The organism is Actinophytocola sp. KF-1 (assembly GCF_054661535.1).
The window spans coordinates 236,376-250,316 of record NZ_BAAFVK010000001.1 but is presented as its reverse complement, the minus strand read 5'-3'; the positions used below and the strand labels follow the sequence as shown (position 1 = coordinate 250,316).

The following is a 13,941-nucleotide window of genomic DNA, read 5'->3' as shown; positions in this document are numbered from 1 at the left end:
CGGATGGATGCGTCATCGGCATGTTACCCAGCGCTGTGATCTTTCAGGCAAACGTGCCATGGCGAGGGTTGAGGTGCTGGTCATGGCGGTTGGTCGTGCAGGCCGAGCCCTGGGCACCTGCACGAAACCACCAACTCGGTATGCGTGAGAGCGTGACTCGCGGGGTTCGGGGGCGTGTGGTCCCGGGGACGTCAGGCGAACTTGCGGAAGACCGGTTTCACCGGGCGGCCGCCCAGCCATGGCGTCGGGTCGCCCGCGTCGAGGGCCTGGCGGTACACGGCGCACGCGTCCGCCACGACGTCGACCGTCCGGTCGATGTCCTCGTCCGTCAGTGCGCTGCTCACCACGAACGACGGGCCGATCACGCCGCCCAGGATGAGCCTGCGCATGAACAGCGTCCGGTACGCCTGGGACGGTCTGCCGTCCCTGTCGAGGGTCGCGAACACGAGGTTGCTGTCGCGGCCGCGGACCATCACGTGGTCGGCCACCCCGGCGTCGCGGGCCACCGCCCGCACGCCGGCGGCCAGGCGGGCGCCGATGTCGTGGAGGCGTTGGGCGATGCCCTCCTCGACGTAGGTGTCCATGACGGCCATCGCGGCAGCCAGTGCGTGGGTTTCGCCGCCGTGGGTGGTGGACAGGAGGAAGACGCGTTCGCGGGGGTCGCGCAGGCCGCCCAGTTCCATGAGGTCCCGCTTGCCGGCCAGGGCGGACACCGCGAAGCCGTTGCCGAGGGCCTTGCCGAACGTCGACAGGTCCGGGGTCACCCCGTACACACCCTGGGCACCCGCCTCGGACCAGCGGAAACCGGTGATCATCTCGTCGAAGACCAGTACCACGCCGTGGCGGGTGCACAGGTCGCGCAAGCCCCGCAGGTAGCCCGCGGGCGGGTCGGTCTGCGTCGCCGCCTCGAGGATCAGGCACGCCACCCGGTGGGTGGCGAACAGGTGCTCCACCGCCAGGAGGTCGCCGTACGGGAACGTGACCACGTCCTGCGCCGGGATGCCCGCGTCCATGGCCGTGGTGCCGATGAACCAGTCGTCCGTGGAGAAGAACGGCTGGTCCGCGCACAGGGCGATGGCGGTGCGACCGGTCACCGCGCGGGCCAGGCGGACCGCGGCGGTGGTGACGTCCGACCCGTTCTTCGCGAACTTGACCATCTCCGCGGTCGGCACGGTCGCGAGGAACTTCGCGGCCGCCTCGACCTCCAGCGCGGCCGGCCGGACGAAGTTGCTGCCCAGCTCCAGCTGCGCGCGCACCGCCTCGACGACGCGCGGGTGCGCGTGGCCGAGGCTCACGGCACGCAGCCCGGAGCCGTACTCGATGTACTCGTTGCCGTCGACGTCCCACACGTGCGCGCCGCGCCCGTGGGAGATCACCGGGGCCATGGCCTCCGGGTACTGGTCCTCACCCTTGGCGTACGTGTGGGCGCCGCCGGGCACCATGTCGTGGAGGCGCTTGTTCGCTTCAGCTGAGCGGGCGAAGTCCATCGGGTGTTCCTTCCAGCGCCGCGGCCAGGCTCGGCGCCTGCCGATCACGCTGCGACATGAGCGCCGGCGGCAACGGCCACGGGATCGCGAGCTCCGGATCGTCGAAGGCGATCGCCACGTCCTCCGCCGGGTCGTGTGCCCGATCGATGCGATAGGACACGTCGGCGGGATCGGTGAGCGCCTGGAACCCGTGCGCACAACCGGCGGGCACATACAGCGTCACCTGTGTATCGTCCGAAAGCTCCAGATGTTTCTGATTTCGGAAGGTTGGTGAGCCCGGCCGCAGGTCCACGATCACGTCGAAGACCCGGCCGTGGGAGCAGCGCACCATCTTCGCCTCCCCGCGCCCGGACCGCAGGTGCATGCCGCGCAGCACGCCACGCGCGGACCGCGACACGCTGTCCTGCACGAACCCGTCCGGGTCGATGCCCACCGACCGGACCACGTCGGCGTCGAACGTGCGGCAGAAGAAACCGCGTTCGTCGACGTGCGGGGTCGGTTCGAACAGGTACGCGCCCGCGATCTCGGGCACGGGGATGGCTTTCATCGCTAGTCCTTCGACACCAGGAAGTAGGCGTACCGCTTGTCCAGCTCGTTCTCCGGCACCAGGGTCAGACCCTCCGGGCGCAGACCGGCCCGGGTGACCATGTCCCAGAACTCGGGGACCGAGTAGGTGGTCATGCCCGCCACGCTGGTGCGGTAGCCGCGGCGGCGCGGGCGGGACCAGAAGTCGCCCTCGTGGTACTTCACCTGGATCAGCGCCAGGCCGCCCGGCGCCAGCACGCGGGACGCGATGCGCAGCAGCCGTTCGCCGTACTCGGGGGTGGGGATCAGTTCGAAGAGGTAGAAGCAGAGGAAGAGATCGCAGGTGCCGATCTCCCGCACGACCCGTTCGGGACGCGCCACCTCGGCGAGCACCGGGGTGAACGGGACGTCGGTGTGCGCGGACACCTGCCGGGCGCACTCGTCGAGGGTTTCCGGCACCACGTCGACGCCGACGAACTCGGTCGCCCTCGGTGCGAAGTGGACGGCGTTGGCGCCGCCGCCGCAGCCCCACTCCACCACGCGCCCGAGCGGGCGGTCGAACCCGACCGCACGCGCGCCGCGCTCGTACATCTCCAGGTGCCGCTTGCCGATCTCGTACCAGAGGTCACCGTCGTCGCCGAAGACGTGTGCGTCCCGCCAGTGCGAGTTCGCCTTCCACGACGCGCTTCCCGTCGACGCCCAGTAGTCCTGTGCGTCCGCGGCGATCCGGGACTCCGAATGGGACAACCCGACGCGGGTGAGGACCCGCTGTACGAGATCCTCCGCCCGGCTGCCCACCTGCCGCACACATGCCGAAACACTCGGGGGACGAACGGACCCGTGCCGCCGTTCTCCAGCCCTGATGGTCAAGACACCACTTCCTTCACGGTCGTAGCCGGCAACCCCAGAGATGCCGACAGGACCTCGAACTGGCGTGTCAGGAGTGCGGTCTTGCGTGCCGATTCCCCGGCGAGAGCCGGCGTGATCTCCCCCGCCGCGGCCGCCACCGCGGTGAACTGGTCGATCAGCCGGTCCACGTCGACGGCCCTGGCGTCCTGCGTGTACTCGCCAAGGCCCATGTCGGCCATGATCCGGTCGTTCTTCGTCGAGTAGCTGACCGAGATGGTCGGCTTCGCCTGCTTCAACGCGCAGAGCACGTTGTGGTAGCGGGTGCCGACCACCACTTCCGCCGTCGCGATCCGGGTCATGACGTCGCCGAGGGTGCTGATGGGCTCGTAGGTCACCGCGCCGTCCGGGTGCTCGGCGAGCACCTGCCGGACGATGGCCTCGTCCACCTCGTCGCCGATCAGCAGCCGTACCCGCCTGCCGCTGTCGACCAGAAATCGTACGAACCGCCGCATTCCGTCCACATAGGTCCTGTGGATGGAGTCGGCGCGGGCCCGGTCGTCGTTACTACCGTGGAAGTCCATGAGACCCACCGCGACCGTGCCGTTCTCGACGGTGACCTCGGGGCTCGCCATGGCGAACACGAGGTCCGGGTAGACCTCGTCGCGGGACGTGTCGACGCCCATCTCGGCGAGCGCGTCGCGGGTCAGCGTGTCGCGGAACGAGCGGTAGTGCGCGAGTCTCGTGGCCCAGCGGATGAAGAACCGCATCATCCGCTGCCGGATCACGTTCGACCCGACGTTGACGAACGCGACCTTGGTGCCGGTGAGCTTGCCGAAGAAGCTCAGCAGGAACAGCGACAGCGGGAAACCCCACGCCCGCAGCGGGAGCGTGTTCTCCAGCACGCCCGCGCCCGGCACGATCACCACGTCCTGGCGGCGCACCCAGCGCAGCACCCGCGCCGAGTCGCGGAACTTGCAGACCGCCTTGACGGCGACCCGCACGGGCAGCACGGGGTCGCGGTGGCGCGTGTAGTACCAGTACAGCGGCGTCGACGGGATGCCGTAGCGCTCCTCGACGACCTCGGGACCGGAGCACAGGGCGCTCATCTCGGCGTCCGGGTGGTGGTCGCGCAGGTACGCGAGCACGACCTCCAGGGAGCCGTCGTTGCCCATGTTCCCCGCGCCGAGCAACCCGAACAGACCGACCTTCACTGGTGCGCTCCCCGTGGGACGATGCCGTCGATCGACAGGACCTGGTTCTTCGGCGCCACGGCCGGCCTGCTGGAGGCGCTCACGACCTTCCTCGTGACCCGGCTGCGCAGGTACTCGGCGAGGTGGCGGTAGCACTTCCGCTTCTCCTCCGCGCTGATCGGGGCGCGGCGGATGAGGGCGACGTACGCCCACGCGTACTCGGCCAGCAGGCGTGGCGCCGGGTTGAAGCCCTTGGCCCGCTTGGGGTCGAGGTTCGCGCAGCGGCTGCGGACGCTCGGGTTGGCGCGTTCGGCGCGGGTCTCGTGGTCGCGGCGGAAGTACAGCAGCTCCGGCACCTGGTGGAAGCGGCCCTGCATGGCGACGTCCATGACGAAGACGCGGTCCGCGTGGTGGAAGCTGTCGTGCGGTTTCACGCGGCGCAGCCGCGCGGTGCGCATGACGCCGTAGAAGTCGTCGCCGCCCGGCGCGTGCAGCAGGCCGCGGAACCGTTCCGACGGCGACGGCGAGTCGGTGGGGATGCGGTAGTCGTACGGCTCGATGACCTTGCCGTGGCTGTCGATCGTCGCGTTGTAGGAGTGCGCGAGGACGTGGTCCGGGCGCTCGTCCAGCGCCTCGACGCAGCGTTCGAGGAGCGTGCGGCCGTACAGGTCGTCGTGGGACGCCCACTTGAACAGCTCGCCGCGCGCGAGGGAGAGCACGTGGTTGTGGTTCGGCGCCGCGCCGATGTTCACCGGCAGCCGGTGGTAGGTGATGCGGGAGTCGGCGGCCAGGTACCGCTTGCAGATGTCGGGGGTCCCGTCGGTCGACGCGTTGTCGGTGATGATCAGCTCGTAGTCCTCGTACGACTGGCCGAGCAGTGCGTCCAGCGACTCCGCGAGGTATTCCTCGCCGTTGTAGACCGGCAGGCCGATCGTCAGTCGCGGGGTCATGACGTCCTCGATTCCACGAGTTCCGGGGAGGGGGTGTGCTCGCGCAGCGCCGCGCGCAGTTGCAGCCACCACAGGCCCGCGCCGAGCCACATGGCGGTGGTGGAGCCCCAGCTCATGCCGACCGCGCCACCCAGCCACGCGCCGGCGAGGCCGAAGCCGAGGTAGCCGGCGGACGCGATGAGCTGGGCGCGCAGGCTCCGTGGTGCCGCGCCGAGTGCGCGAAGCCCGGCGGCCGCGCCCGCGACGATGCCGGCGCCGGTCACCGACAGGGACACGGGCAGGATCAGGGGTTCCGCGTGTGCCCACACGTCGTCGAGGACGAGCCTGCCGAACGCGTCGGGCACGAGGAAGAGCAGGATCGCGCCCCAGGTGGCGGCGGCGATGGCCTGCACGCCGCCGAGGGTGAGGCAGAAGCGGGCCAGGCGTTCCGGTGCGCGGCGCAGCACGCGGGCCGCCTCCGGCACCGCCACCAGGTTCAGGCCCATGAGCAACGCCAGGAACGGGCCCAGCAGCAGTTCGGCGCCGCGGATCGCACCGACGTCGGCGAGGCCGGCGATGGCGCCCAGCCCGTACATCCGCAACTGGGAGGCGCCCGAGTTGCTCACGTTCTCCACGAGGTAGCGGGAACCCAGCTCCTTGTGCTGCCGCAGCCACCCGGTGACACCGGCGAAGTGCGGCACGATCCCGCTCTGCAGCCAGCCGCACCCGGCGGCGAGCAGCGACGCGCCGCCCCACGCGAGGACGAAGCCCTGCACGGTGCCGTGCGCGGACGCCAGCAGCAGCAGCGGAACCATCGCCACGGCCCACACGACGTCGTTGACGAACGCCTTGTGGCCCTGGCCGTTGGCGAAGAACGCGAACCGCCAGCTGTCCTGCAGCAGCATGCCGGGCGCGACGACGGCCAGTGCGACGAACGCGCCGCCGAGCGTGCCGCCCAGCGCGAGACCGGCCACCAGGGACAGCACCCCGAACGCGGCGCCGACGGCGATCGCCGTGCCCGCCGCTCTGCTCGTCGCCTGTCGCCAGTCCGCGGTGGGCACCCCGCTGAACCGCACGACGAGCGGGTCGGTGGCGAGGCCGCGCGAAACGTTGAGCAGCACGCCGTAGGTGACCCACGCGAGGCTGAACACGCCGAACGCGGCCACGCCGAGCTCGCGGGCGACGAAGACGCCGACCACGAAGTTCGTCATGCTCGACACGGCCTGGTCGCCGAGCCCCCACGTCAGACGCCGTGCGATGCCAGGCAAGCTAACCCTCTTTCAGGAGACCGGCGGCGCACAGGGCGTCCGCCGCGGCGGCCACGGCGGGGAACGGCAGTCGGGCGCGTTCGGCGATCGCGAGCAGGTCGTGGTCGCCGTCGGACAGGTTCAGCACCCACAGCATCGCGAGCTGCGCGTCCTTCGCGTCGCTGCGGCCGCCCAGCGACTCGTACAGGCCCCGCTTGCCCAGCTGCGGTTCGCCGTACGGGCTGAGGTTGACGTACCGGCGGTTGCGGTCGAGCACGTCGACCGCCTCCCGGCACACCGCCAGCGTGTCCACCATGGACTCGGGCGTCACGAAGTCCGGGTTGTCGCCCGACGTGTGGTACTCCGGGTAGCCCGCGTACGGGGTGCGGGTGAGCGAGCCGACCCCCAGGTCGTAGCCGGGTGAGCAGTACTGGCGCTCGTCGTAGCCGTAGGGCGAGAACTCGCGGATCTCGTGCGGCCGGTCGCGGAGCACGTGCGCGAGGACGCGGTCGATCTCGGCGTTCCCTCGCCTGCTCTGCTTGTAGGTCAGCGACCCCCGGTCGCCCGCGCAGGCGAGCACGAGGCCGTGCTTGACCTTCGTGGCGTCGTTGCGGGCCAGCCAGGTGATCGCGCCGATCGTGCCGGGCGCGAAGATGAAGCGGTACGTGTAGTACGGGTCCACCAGCGACTTCGCCAGCTCCACCGCCACGGCGACACCGGCCAGGTTGTCGTTGGCGAGCGAGGGGTGGCACACGTGGCAGGACACGATGACCTCGTCGTCCACGCGGCCGGGCACCACGTGCTCGGCGTAGGTGAGCGACCCGTCGGCCAGCGTCGAGTCGATGACCACCTCGTAGTCGCCGTCCGGCATGGCGTCCAAGGTGGACTGTGCGAGGCAGAAGCCCCACGTTGGCGCGTAGTAGGACGTGCGGTACGGGACCAGCCACGGCTGCTCGGGCAGCGTGTGCAGGTGGCTGCGCAGCTCGGACAGCGGCATGCTCCGGTTCACCGGCACGCTGTAGCCGACGACGTGCAGGTTCAGCGCCTGGAAGTCCACGACCCGCTTGCCGTCGCGGGCGATGTACGCGTCGCGGATGTTCCACTCCTGCGGCACCGTCCAGTCCAGCACCTGCGTGCCGGTCGGCACCTCGTGCACGGTCAGGTCCAGGTGCTCGCCGACGACGGCGAGCGTCTCGCGCACGCCGTCGCCGGTGATGCTCCGGCACAGCGGGTACAACCGCCGCACCAGAGCGTGCATGCGGTCACCTTCAGACATGCCGCAACGTTCCATCCACGGCGCCGTCGTCCGCCCGGTCATTCAGCCACGCCAGGCGCGTGAACCGGCGGTCGAACGCCTCCTTCGTCAGCCCGTGCTTCTGGTAGGCCTCGATCAGCTCGACCGCGCCCGCCTTGACCGACCACTCGCAGTCGAAGCCCGGGATCGCGGCGCGGAAGCGGGAGAAGTCGACGCGGTAGGACCGCGGGTCGGCACCGGCCTCGCCGGTGATCCGCAGCGTCGAGCCGGGCACCGCCTCGACGACCTCGTTGGCGATCTCGGCGACCGTCACGTTGTTGCGCTCGGTGCCGATGTTGAACGCGCGGTCGTGCACGGCCTCCTTCGGCGCCACCAGCGCCGCGGCGAACGCGCGCGCGATGTCGGCGGCGTGCACCAGCGGCCGCCACGGCGTGCCGTCCGACAGCACCAGCACCTCGCCCGACAGGAACGCGTGCCCCACCAGGTTGTTCAGCACGATGTCGGCACGCAGGCGCGGCGAGTAGCCGAACGCGGTGGCGTTGCGCAGGTACACCGGCGTGAAGTGGTCGTCGGCGAGCTCGTGCAGGTCGTCCTCCACCCGCACCTTCGACTCCGCGTACGGGGTCACCGGGCGCAGCGGCGCGTCCTCGCCGACCAGGCCGTCGCCGCCGGACGCGCCGTACACCGAGCACGTCGACGCGTACAGGAACCGGCTGACGCCCGCGTCCCTGGCCAGGCGCGCGAGCCGGGTGGAGGCGCGGTGGTTGATGTCGTAGGTGAGGTCCGGGGCGAGCGCGCCCAGCGGGTCGTTCGACAGCGCCGCCAGGTGGATGACCGCGTCGAAACCCTCCACGTGCGACAGGTGCACGTCCCGCAGGTCCACCGTGTGGCCGGGCGGGTCGAGCGGCGCCGGGCCGAGCAGGCACGGCGCGAACAGGCCGGAGTCCAGCCCCACCACCTCGTGGCCGGCGGCCTTGAGCACCGGCGCCATGACCGTCCCGAGGTAGCCCTTGTGCCCGGTGAGCAGCACTCGCATGGCTAGCCCTCCCAATCGAGTAGCAGCTTCGTCACCGAGAACGCCTCCGCGTAGCGCGCGTGGCACTCGATGCCGCGGACCCGCGCCAGGCCGAGGAAGGCCTCCCGGTCGTACCAAGGACGGTGTCGCTGCGAGGCGTAGTGCTGTTGCAGCAGCTCCACCTTTTTCTCGGCGACGTCCGTCGTGAGCGGCTGGTACGCGGTGGGACGGCCGAGGTCGGCGTCCCACTTGACGATCTCGTAGCCCAGCGCGAGGTGGTTGCGGTAGACCGTCGGCACCAGCCGCGCGAGGCCGCGGTGGTCCTGGTGGGCGTCCTCGGTGCGAGGCGCGAGGATCAGGTCCGGGTCGGTGCGGGTGCGCAGCTCCTCCAGCGCCGACTTCGCCTCGTCCCAGTGCGCGGGCAGGCGGCCGTCGGGCAGCTTGTGCACGGTGACGTCCAGCTCGGCGCCCGGGCAGAACGCCGCCAGCGCCGCCCGTTCCTCGTCCTCGCGTTCCGTGCCGCCGCCGGACAGGACCAGCGCGTCGACCCGCAGGCCGGGGTTGGCCTCGCACAACGTGAGCAGCGTGCCGCCCGCGCCGATCGCGATGTCGTCGCAGTGGGCCCCGAGCGCGACCACCTCGCGGACGCGCGCGCCGAGACCGATCACGCGGGCACCTGCTCCCACAGCGCCCAGGGGCGGACGCCGCGCGTGTAGCCGTCGTCGAGCATGGTGCGTTCCTTGACCGTGTCGGTCGGCTGCCAGAAGCCGCGGTACGGGTAGGCCAGGAGCCTGCCGCGCTTGGCCAGCTCACCGCAGCCGTCGGCGACGAGGTCACCACCGCGCGGGATGTGGTCGAACACCTCCTGCCGCAGCACGAAGTAGCCGCCGTTCTCCCACAGCGGCATCTCGCTCACCGCGGTGATCGCGCCGACCTTGCCGTCCGTGCCCATCTCGACGCAGTGGAACGACGACTGGGGCGGCACGACCATCATGGAGGCACCCGCGTCGGCGTTCTCGAAGCGCTCGATCATCGCGGGCAGCGGGGCGTCGGTGAGCACGTCCGCGTAGTTGGCGAGGAACATCTCGTCACCGTCGAGGTGGTCGCGCACCCGCCGCAGCCGCTCGCCGATGGCCGACTCGATGCCGGTCTGCACGAACGTGATCGTCCAGTCCGCGATGTCCGTGGACAGCAGCTCGGCCTTGCCGTCGCGGAGCACGAAGTCGTTGGACGTGGTCTCCTCGTACTCGAGGAAGAACCGCTTGATGTGGTGCGCGCCGTAGCCCAGGCACAGGATGAACTCCGTGTGCCCGAAGTGGGCGTAGTAGCGCATCACGTGCCAGATCAGCGGGCGCGGGCCCACCATGGCCATCGGCTTGGGCACGTCGTCGGCAGCGCCGTTGCGCATCCGCATGCCGTAGCCGCCGCAGAACAGGACCACCTTCATGACTGAGCCTCGACGATCTCCAGGTGCGGGATGGGGAAGACGAGCTTCCCGCCCCATTCGCCCACATAGGACAGCTGAGCGGTCAGCTCCGCGCGGAGGTTCCACGGCAGGACCAGCACGTAGTCCGGCTTGTCCGCCGCGATCTGCTCGGGCGGCAGGATCGGGATCCGCGTGCCCGGGGTGAACCGGCCGTGCTTGTACGGATTGCGGTCCACTGTGTACTGCATGAGGTCGGTCCGGATGCCGCAGTGGTTGAGCAGCGTGTTGCCCTTGCCGGGCGCTCCGTAACCGACGACGGTCTTGCCCTGCTCGGCGGCGTCGACGAGGAACCGGAGCAGGTCGCGGCGGACCTTCGCGACCCGCTGGGCGAACTCGGTGTAGCCCGCCAGCTCGTGGAGACCGGCGGCCTTCTCGCGGGCCAGCACGTCGAGGACCCGCTGCGTGGGTTCGCCCGCGTTCTCGGTCGGCTGGGCCAGCAAGCGGATCGAGCCGCCGTGCGTCGGCACCAGCTCGACGTCCACGAGGGACAGACCGCCGCTCGCGAGCGCGCGCTGCGCCGACGCGACCGTGTAGTACTGGAAGTGCTCGTGGTAGATGGTGTCGTACTGGTTCAGCTCGATCAGCGTCAGCAGGTGCTGCACCTCGATCGACACCCAGCCGTCGTCCGCGACCAGCGCCCGCAGGCCCTCGGTGAACCCGACGACGTCCGGGATGTGGGCGTACACGTTGTTGGCGACCACCAGGTCGGCCGGGCCGTGCTCGTCGCGGACCGCCTGCCCGGTGGCCGGGGACAGGAACGCGGTCAGCGTCGGCACGCCCTTCGCGCGGGCGGCCTCCCCGACGTTCACCGACGGCTCGACGCCCAGGCAGCGGATGCCGCGCGCGACCACGTGCTGCAGCAGGTAGCCGTCGTTGGAGGCCACCTCGACCACGAACTTCGGGTCGATCCTGGCGACCTGCGCGTCGACGAAGTCCTTCGCGTGGCGCACCCACGAGTCCGAAAAGGACGAGAAGTACGCGTACTCGGTGAACGTCTCCTCGGGGGTGATCAACGGCGGCAGCTGGGCCAGCAGGCAGTCCGTGCACAGCCGCAGGTGCAGCGGGTAGGTCATCTCCGGTTCGTCGACCGCCTCGGCCGACAGGAACAGCTCGCAGGGTGGCGTGGCGCCGAGGTCGACAACGCTGGCGAGGTTCGTCGAGCCACAGAGTCGGCAGTTCATGATCAGTAAGCCCCTTGCCCGCCGAGCACAGCCCGGAAGGTCTTCCACAGGATCATCGCGTCGAGCGCGAGTGACCAGTCCTCGACGTAGCGCAGGTCCAGGCGCACCGCCTCTTCCCACGGCAGGTCGCTACGTCCGCTGACCTGCCACAACCCGGTCAGACCGGGTTTCACGAGCAGCCGCCGCCGCACGTCCGCCTCGTAGCGGGCGCTCTCCTCCGGCAGCGGTGGCCGTGGTCCCACCAGCGACATGGCGCCGGTGAGCACGTTGAACAGCTGGGGCAGCTCGTCGATCGAGTACCGCCGCAGCAGCGCGCCGACCCTGGTCACCCTGGGGTCGCGGCGCATCTTGAACAGGACCCCGGCGCCCTCGTTGGCGTCGGCGAGGTCCTTCTTGATCCGGTCCGCGTCCCGCACCATCGTGCGGAACTTCAGGATCGTGAACTCCTTGCCGTCCTTGCCGACCCGGCGCTGGCGGTAGAACACGCCGCCCCGGCTGTCGACCGCGATCGCGACGGACGCGACCAGCATGATCGGCAGACCCACGGTGAGCAGCAGGAACGCACCGATCCGGTCCACCACGCCCTTCACCACGCGGCGGACGCCGGTGAACGCGGGCGCGCTGACCCGCAGCAACGGCATGCCGAGCACACCCGAGACGTGCAGGCGCGGGCCCGCGACCTCCATGAGCGTCGGCGCCACCACCATCTCCGCGCCGCTGCCCTCGAGGCTCCACGCGAGCTGCTGCAGGCGCCGCGGTGTCCAGTACTGGTCGGCGGTGATCGCGACGATGCGGTAGCCGCCGCGGCGGACGTGGTCGGCCAGCTCGTCGAGCGTGCCGATCACGGAGACCCCGTCGACCTCCATGGCGCCGTCACCCGCGTCGCCGTCGACGGTGCAGATCGCGTCGACGCGCCACCCGACGTGCGGAGCGGCCTTCGTGCGCCTGATCAGGTCGCGGACGGTCTCGATGCCGCCCGCCGCCATCACCGGCAGCAGGCACTCGCCCTCGTAGCGTGCCCGGTGCAGCACCTGCCGCAGCAGGTAGCGGGCCAGGAGCGCGAGGACCGCCGTCGCCGGGATGACGACGAACACCCACGGCCGGGTCGACACGACACCGGTGGCGAGGCCGGCGAGCCCGAGCGCGACGGCGCCCGCGAACATGCCGCGGCCGAGCCGCACGTACTCGTCGGCGCCCTGGCCCAGCACCGTCGGGTGCCACGCGCGGTTCATCGCGAGCGAGCAGATGACGGAGATCACGGACAGGAAGCCGAGCGTGAGGTCCTTGAACAGGGCGGCGCCGTCCACGCTGAGCAGGCCGCCGACGACCACCGCGGTGACGATCGTCACCAGGACGTCGCTCGTGATCACGTAACGCCGGTACCGCGGCTCCCACCCGCCCACCGGCGGGTGCGAGGGTTCCTGCGGGAGACGGCGGTTCGCAGACAGGCCCCGCAGGATCACCGGTCTCCGCCGTGGGGCCCCTAGTTGCTGGTCACGCATCGTGGTCCCCCCAGCCATGAACGCATGCGCGCATGGCGGGTTGTTGGGCGTCCCCGCTTGCCCAGAAATGGCCTAATGTCGTTGCGACCCAACGATTCGGATTGCCCCTGCCGCTCCGCGGTCGCGTTCACTGATTCGCTCGGAACCGGGACGCCGTTACACGCACAGTGAGTCGGCCTGGAAAACGCCGCCCTGCTTACGAGTGGTTATCGGTCGGGTAACCCGCGTGACCAGCCCAGTTTCACTATTGTCCGCACCCCCGATGGTCCGTTCGGGTAACCGGATACCACTCTTCCGTAGCAGAGCGGCGTCGAGGTCCCGCGCTCGGAGACGGCGTTGCGGACAGGTCAGCGGGTGAAGCTCGTGCGGCGTGGCGGGGGCGGCGGGGCCGCCGCCTTCCTCGACCCCACGGACGCGACGATGCCACCGACGACCACCGCGAGGCCGCCGACGCCGCAGACGATCCACGCGATCGTCAGCACCTGGCTGGTCAGCGCGTCGTAGAAGGAGCCGGCCAGCTCGGGGCGCGGGCTGCGGGCGGTCACCTGGCTGCGGGCGATGAACTGGAACAACACGAGCAGCAACATCATCACGACGAGCCCGATGCCGGCGACGATCAGCACCCGGCCGCGCCGGGCGGCGATCAGCACCCCGCCGACGAGCAGGAGCAGCGACACGATCGGCAGCACCACGGACAGCTTCTCGAGCAGGTCGAACGCGGGCACCAGCTGCCGCACGGCCGGCCGGGAGATCAGCTCGACGGACGCGTCGATCCGCGGGATCTGCTCGGCGAACGGCACCCCTTCGGCCGACATCCGGTCCCGGAGCTGGGTGGTGACGTCGCCGAGGTCCAGCACGATCGCGTCGCCCTGCACGCTGAGGCTGCCGCTGTCCTCGCCGCGCAGCATGGCGAGGACCTCCGGGTGGGCCTCCTTGTTCACGGTCAGCCACAGCTGCCGGAACTCGTCGCTCGTGACGAAGGAGTTGATGCTCTGGTCGACCAGCGGCTGCGCGGCCTCCGGCACCTTGTCGCCCAGCGCCGCGTCGATCTGCGACGCGACGGACTGCTGGATGGCGGGGTCGTCGGCGAGCGGCTCGACGGCGTCGAGGTACCGCTGCTGGTCGGTCACCTCCCCGACGAGCGCGTAGGCCGCGACCGCCGGCGCGGCGAGCAGACACCCGAGCAGGACGAGGATGGTGCCGAAGGTGGTGCGCACGCGCCGCACCCTAGCGGCTCCCGGGCGGCCGTGTGTGCGAGCGGAAAGATCCTCGGCC

Annotated in this window: 13 protein-coding genes; all 13 read right to left on the bottom strand. The window is 70.6% G+C overall.

The window, feature by feature from the left end:
* Positions 1-191 precede the first annotated feature (191 nt).
* Positions 192-1,487: a glutamate-1-semialdehyde 2,1-aminomutase gene (locus ACYQ77_RS01260; RefSeq protein WP_459706543.1), complete on the bottom strand. Its 1,296-nt coding sequence runs from the start codon at positions 1,485-1,487 to the stop codon at positions 192-194.
* Positions 1,465-2,034, bottom strand: coding sequence for a dTDP-4-dehydrorhamnose 3,5-epimerase (rfbC, locus tag ACYQ77_RS01255; RefSeq protein ID WP_459706541.1), 570 nt, complete (start codon positions 2,032-2,034; stop codon positions 1,465-1,467). Before rfbC ends, ACYQ77_RS01260 begins: the two co-directional genes overlap by 23 nt.
* A 2-nt stretch (positions 2,035-2,036) precedes the next feature.
* Positions 2,037-2,810, bottom strand: a complete 774-nt coding sequence (locus ACYQ77_RS01250; protein ID WP_459706539.1) for a class I SAM-dependent methyltransferase — start codon at positions 2,808-2,810, stop codon at positions 2,037-2,039.
* 68 nt (positions 2,811-2,878) lie between these two features.
* Positions 2,879-4,072: a polysaccharide pyruvyl transferase family protein gene (locus ACYQ77_RS01245; RefSeq protein WP_459706538.1), complete on the bottom strand. Its 1,194-nt coding sequence runs from the start codon at positions 4,070-4,072 to the stop codon at positions 2,879-2,881.
* On the bottom strand, positions 4,069-5,001 hold the full coding sequence (locus tag ACYQ77_RS01240) for a glycosyltransferase family 2 protein (RefSeq protein WP_459706536.1): 933 nt from the start codon (positions 4,999-5,001) through the stop codon (positions 4,069-4,071). Before ACYQ77_RS01240 ends, ACYQ77_RS01245 begins: the two co-directional genes overlap by 4 nt.
* The gene (locus tag ACYQ77_RS01235; RefSeq protein WP_459708084.1) at positions 4,998-6,191 is read right to left on the bottom strand and encodes a hypothetical protein; all 1,194 of its coding nucleotides are present in this window, start codon (positions 6,189-6,191) and stop codon (positions 4,998-5,000) included. Before ACYQ77_RS01235 ends, ACYQ77_RS01240 begins: the two co-directional genes overlap by 4 nt.
* Before the next feature lie 58 nt (positions 6,192-6,249).
* Positions 6,250-7,503, bottom strand: coding sequence for a DUF4910 domain-containing protein (locus ACYQ77_RS01230; RefSeq protein ID WP_459706534.1), 1,254 nt, complete (start codon positions 7,501-7,503; stop codon positions 6,250-6,252).
* The gene (locus tag ACYQ77_RS01225) at positions 7,496-8,518 is read right to left on the bottom strand and encodes an NAD-dependent epimerase/dehydratase family protein (RefSeq protein ID WP_459706532.1); all 1,023 of its coding nucleotides are present in this window, start codon (positions 8,516-8,518) and stop codon (positions 7,496-7,498) included. Before ACYQ77_RS01225 ends, ACYQ77_RS01230 begins: the two co-directional genes overlap by 8 nt.
* Before the next feature lie 2 nt (positions 8,519-8,520).
* A complete protein-coding gene (locus ACYQ77_RS01220; RefSeq protein WP_459706531.1) occupies positions 8,521-9,165 on the bottom strand; it encodes a PIG-L deacetylase family protein in 645 nt (214 codons plus the stop codon).
* The gene (locus ACYQ77_RS01215; protein ID WP_459706529.1) at positions 9,162-9,944 is read right to left on the bottom strand and encodes a sugar phosphate nucleotidyltransferase; all 783 of its coding nucleotides are present in this window, start codon (positions 9,942-9,944) and stop codon (positions 9,162-9,164) included. The genes ACYQ77_RS01220 and ACYQ77_RS01215 overlap by 4 nt, the downstream gene beginning before the upstream one ends.
* On the bottom strand, positions 9,941-11,167 hold the full coding sequence (locus ACYQ77_RS01210) for a methyltransferase domain-containing protein (protein ID WP_459708083.1): 1,227 nt from the start codon (positions 11,165-11,167) through the stop codon (positions 9,941-9,943). The genes ACYQ77_RS01215 and ACYQ77_RS01210 overlap by 4 nt, the downstream gene beginning before the upstream one ends.
* Positions 11,167-12,666 carry a sugar transferase gene (locus ACYQ77_RS01205; protein WP_459708080.1) on the bottom strand — a complete coding sequence of 500 codons (1,500 nt, stop codon included), beginning with the start codon at positions 12,664-12,666 and terminating at the stop codon, positions 11,167-11,169. The genes ACYQ77_RS01210 and ACYQ77_RS01205 overlap by 1 nt, the downstream gene beginning before the upstream one ends.
* A 347-nt stretch (positions 12,667-13,013) precedes the next feature.
* Complete coding sequence (locus ACYQ77_RS01200; RefSeq protein WP_459706527.1) at positions 13,014-13,883, bottom strand: hypothetical protein; 870 nt, start codon at positions 13,881-13,883, stop codon at positions 13,014-13,016.
* Positions 13,884-13,941 lie beyond the last annotated feature (58 nt).

What these genes read in the sequence shown, in the direction of transcription:
- ACYQ77_RS01215 (WP_459706529.1), bottom strand. Translation starts at nt 9,944, where the DNA reads ATGAAGGTGGTCCTGTTCTGCGGCGGCTACGGCATGCGGATGCGCAAC.
- ACYQ77_RS01260 (WP_459706543.1), bottom strand. Translation starts at nt 1,487, where the DNA reads ATGGACTTCGCCCGCTCAGCTGAAGCGAACAAGCGCCTCCACGACATG.
- ACYQ77_RS01225 (WP_459706532.1), bottom strand. Translation starts at nt 8,518, where the DNA reads ATGCGAGTGCTGCTCACCGGGCACAAGGGCTACCTCGGGACGGTCATG.
- ACYQ77_RS01230 (WP_459706534.1), bottom strand. Translation starts at nt 7,503, where the DNA reads ATGTCTGAAGGTGACCGCATGCACGCTCTGGTGCGGCGGTTGTACCCG.
- rfbC (WP_459706541.1), bottom strand. Translation starts at nt 2,034, where the DNA reads ATGAAAGCCATCCCCGTGCCCGAGATCGCGGGCGCGTACCTGTTCGAA.
- ACYQ77_RS01235 (WP_459708084.1), bottom strand. Translation starts at nt 6,191, where the DNA reads ATGACGAACTTCGTGGTCGGCGTCTTCGTCGCCCGCGAGCTCGGCGTG.
- ACYQ77_RS01205 (WP_459708080.1), bottom strand. Translation starts at nt 12,666, where the DNA reads ATGCGTGACCAGCAACTAGGGGCCCCACGGCGGAGACCGGTGATCCTG.
- ACYQ77_RS01240 (WP_459706536.1), bottom strand. Translation starts at nt 5,001, where the DNA reads ATGACCCCGCGACTGACGATCGGCCTGCCGGTCTACAACGGCGAGGAA.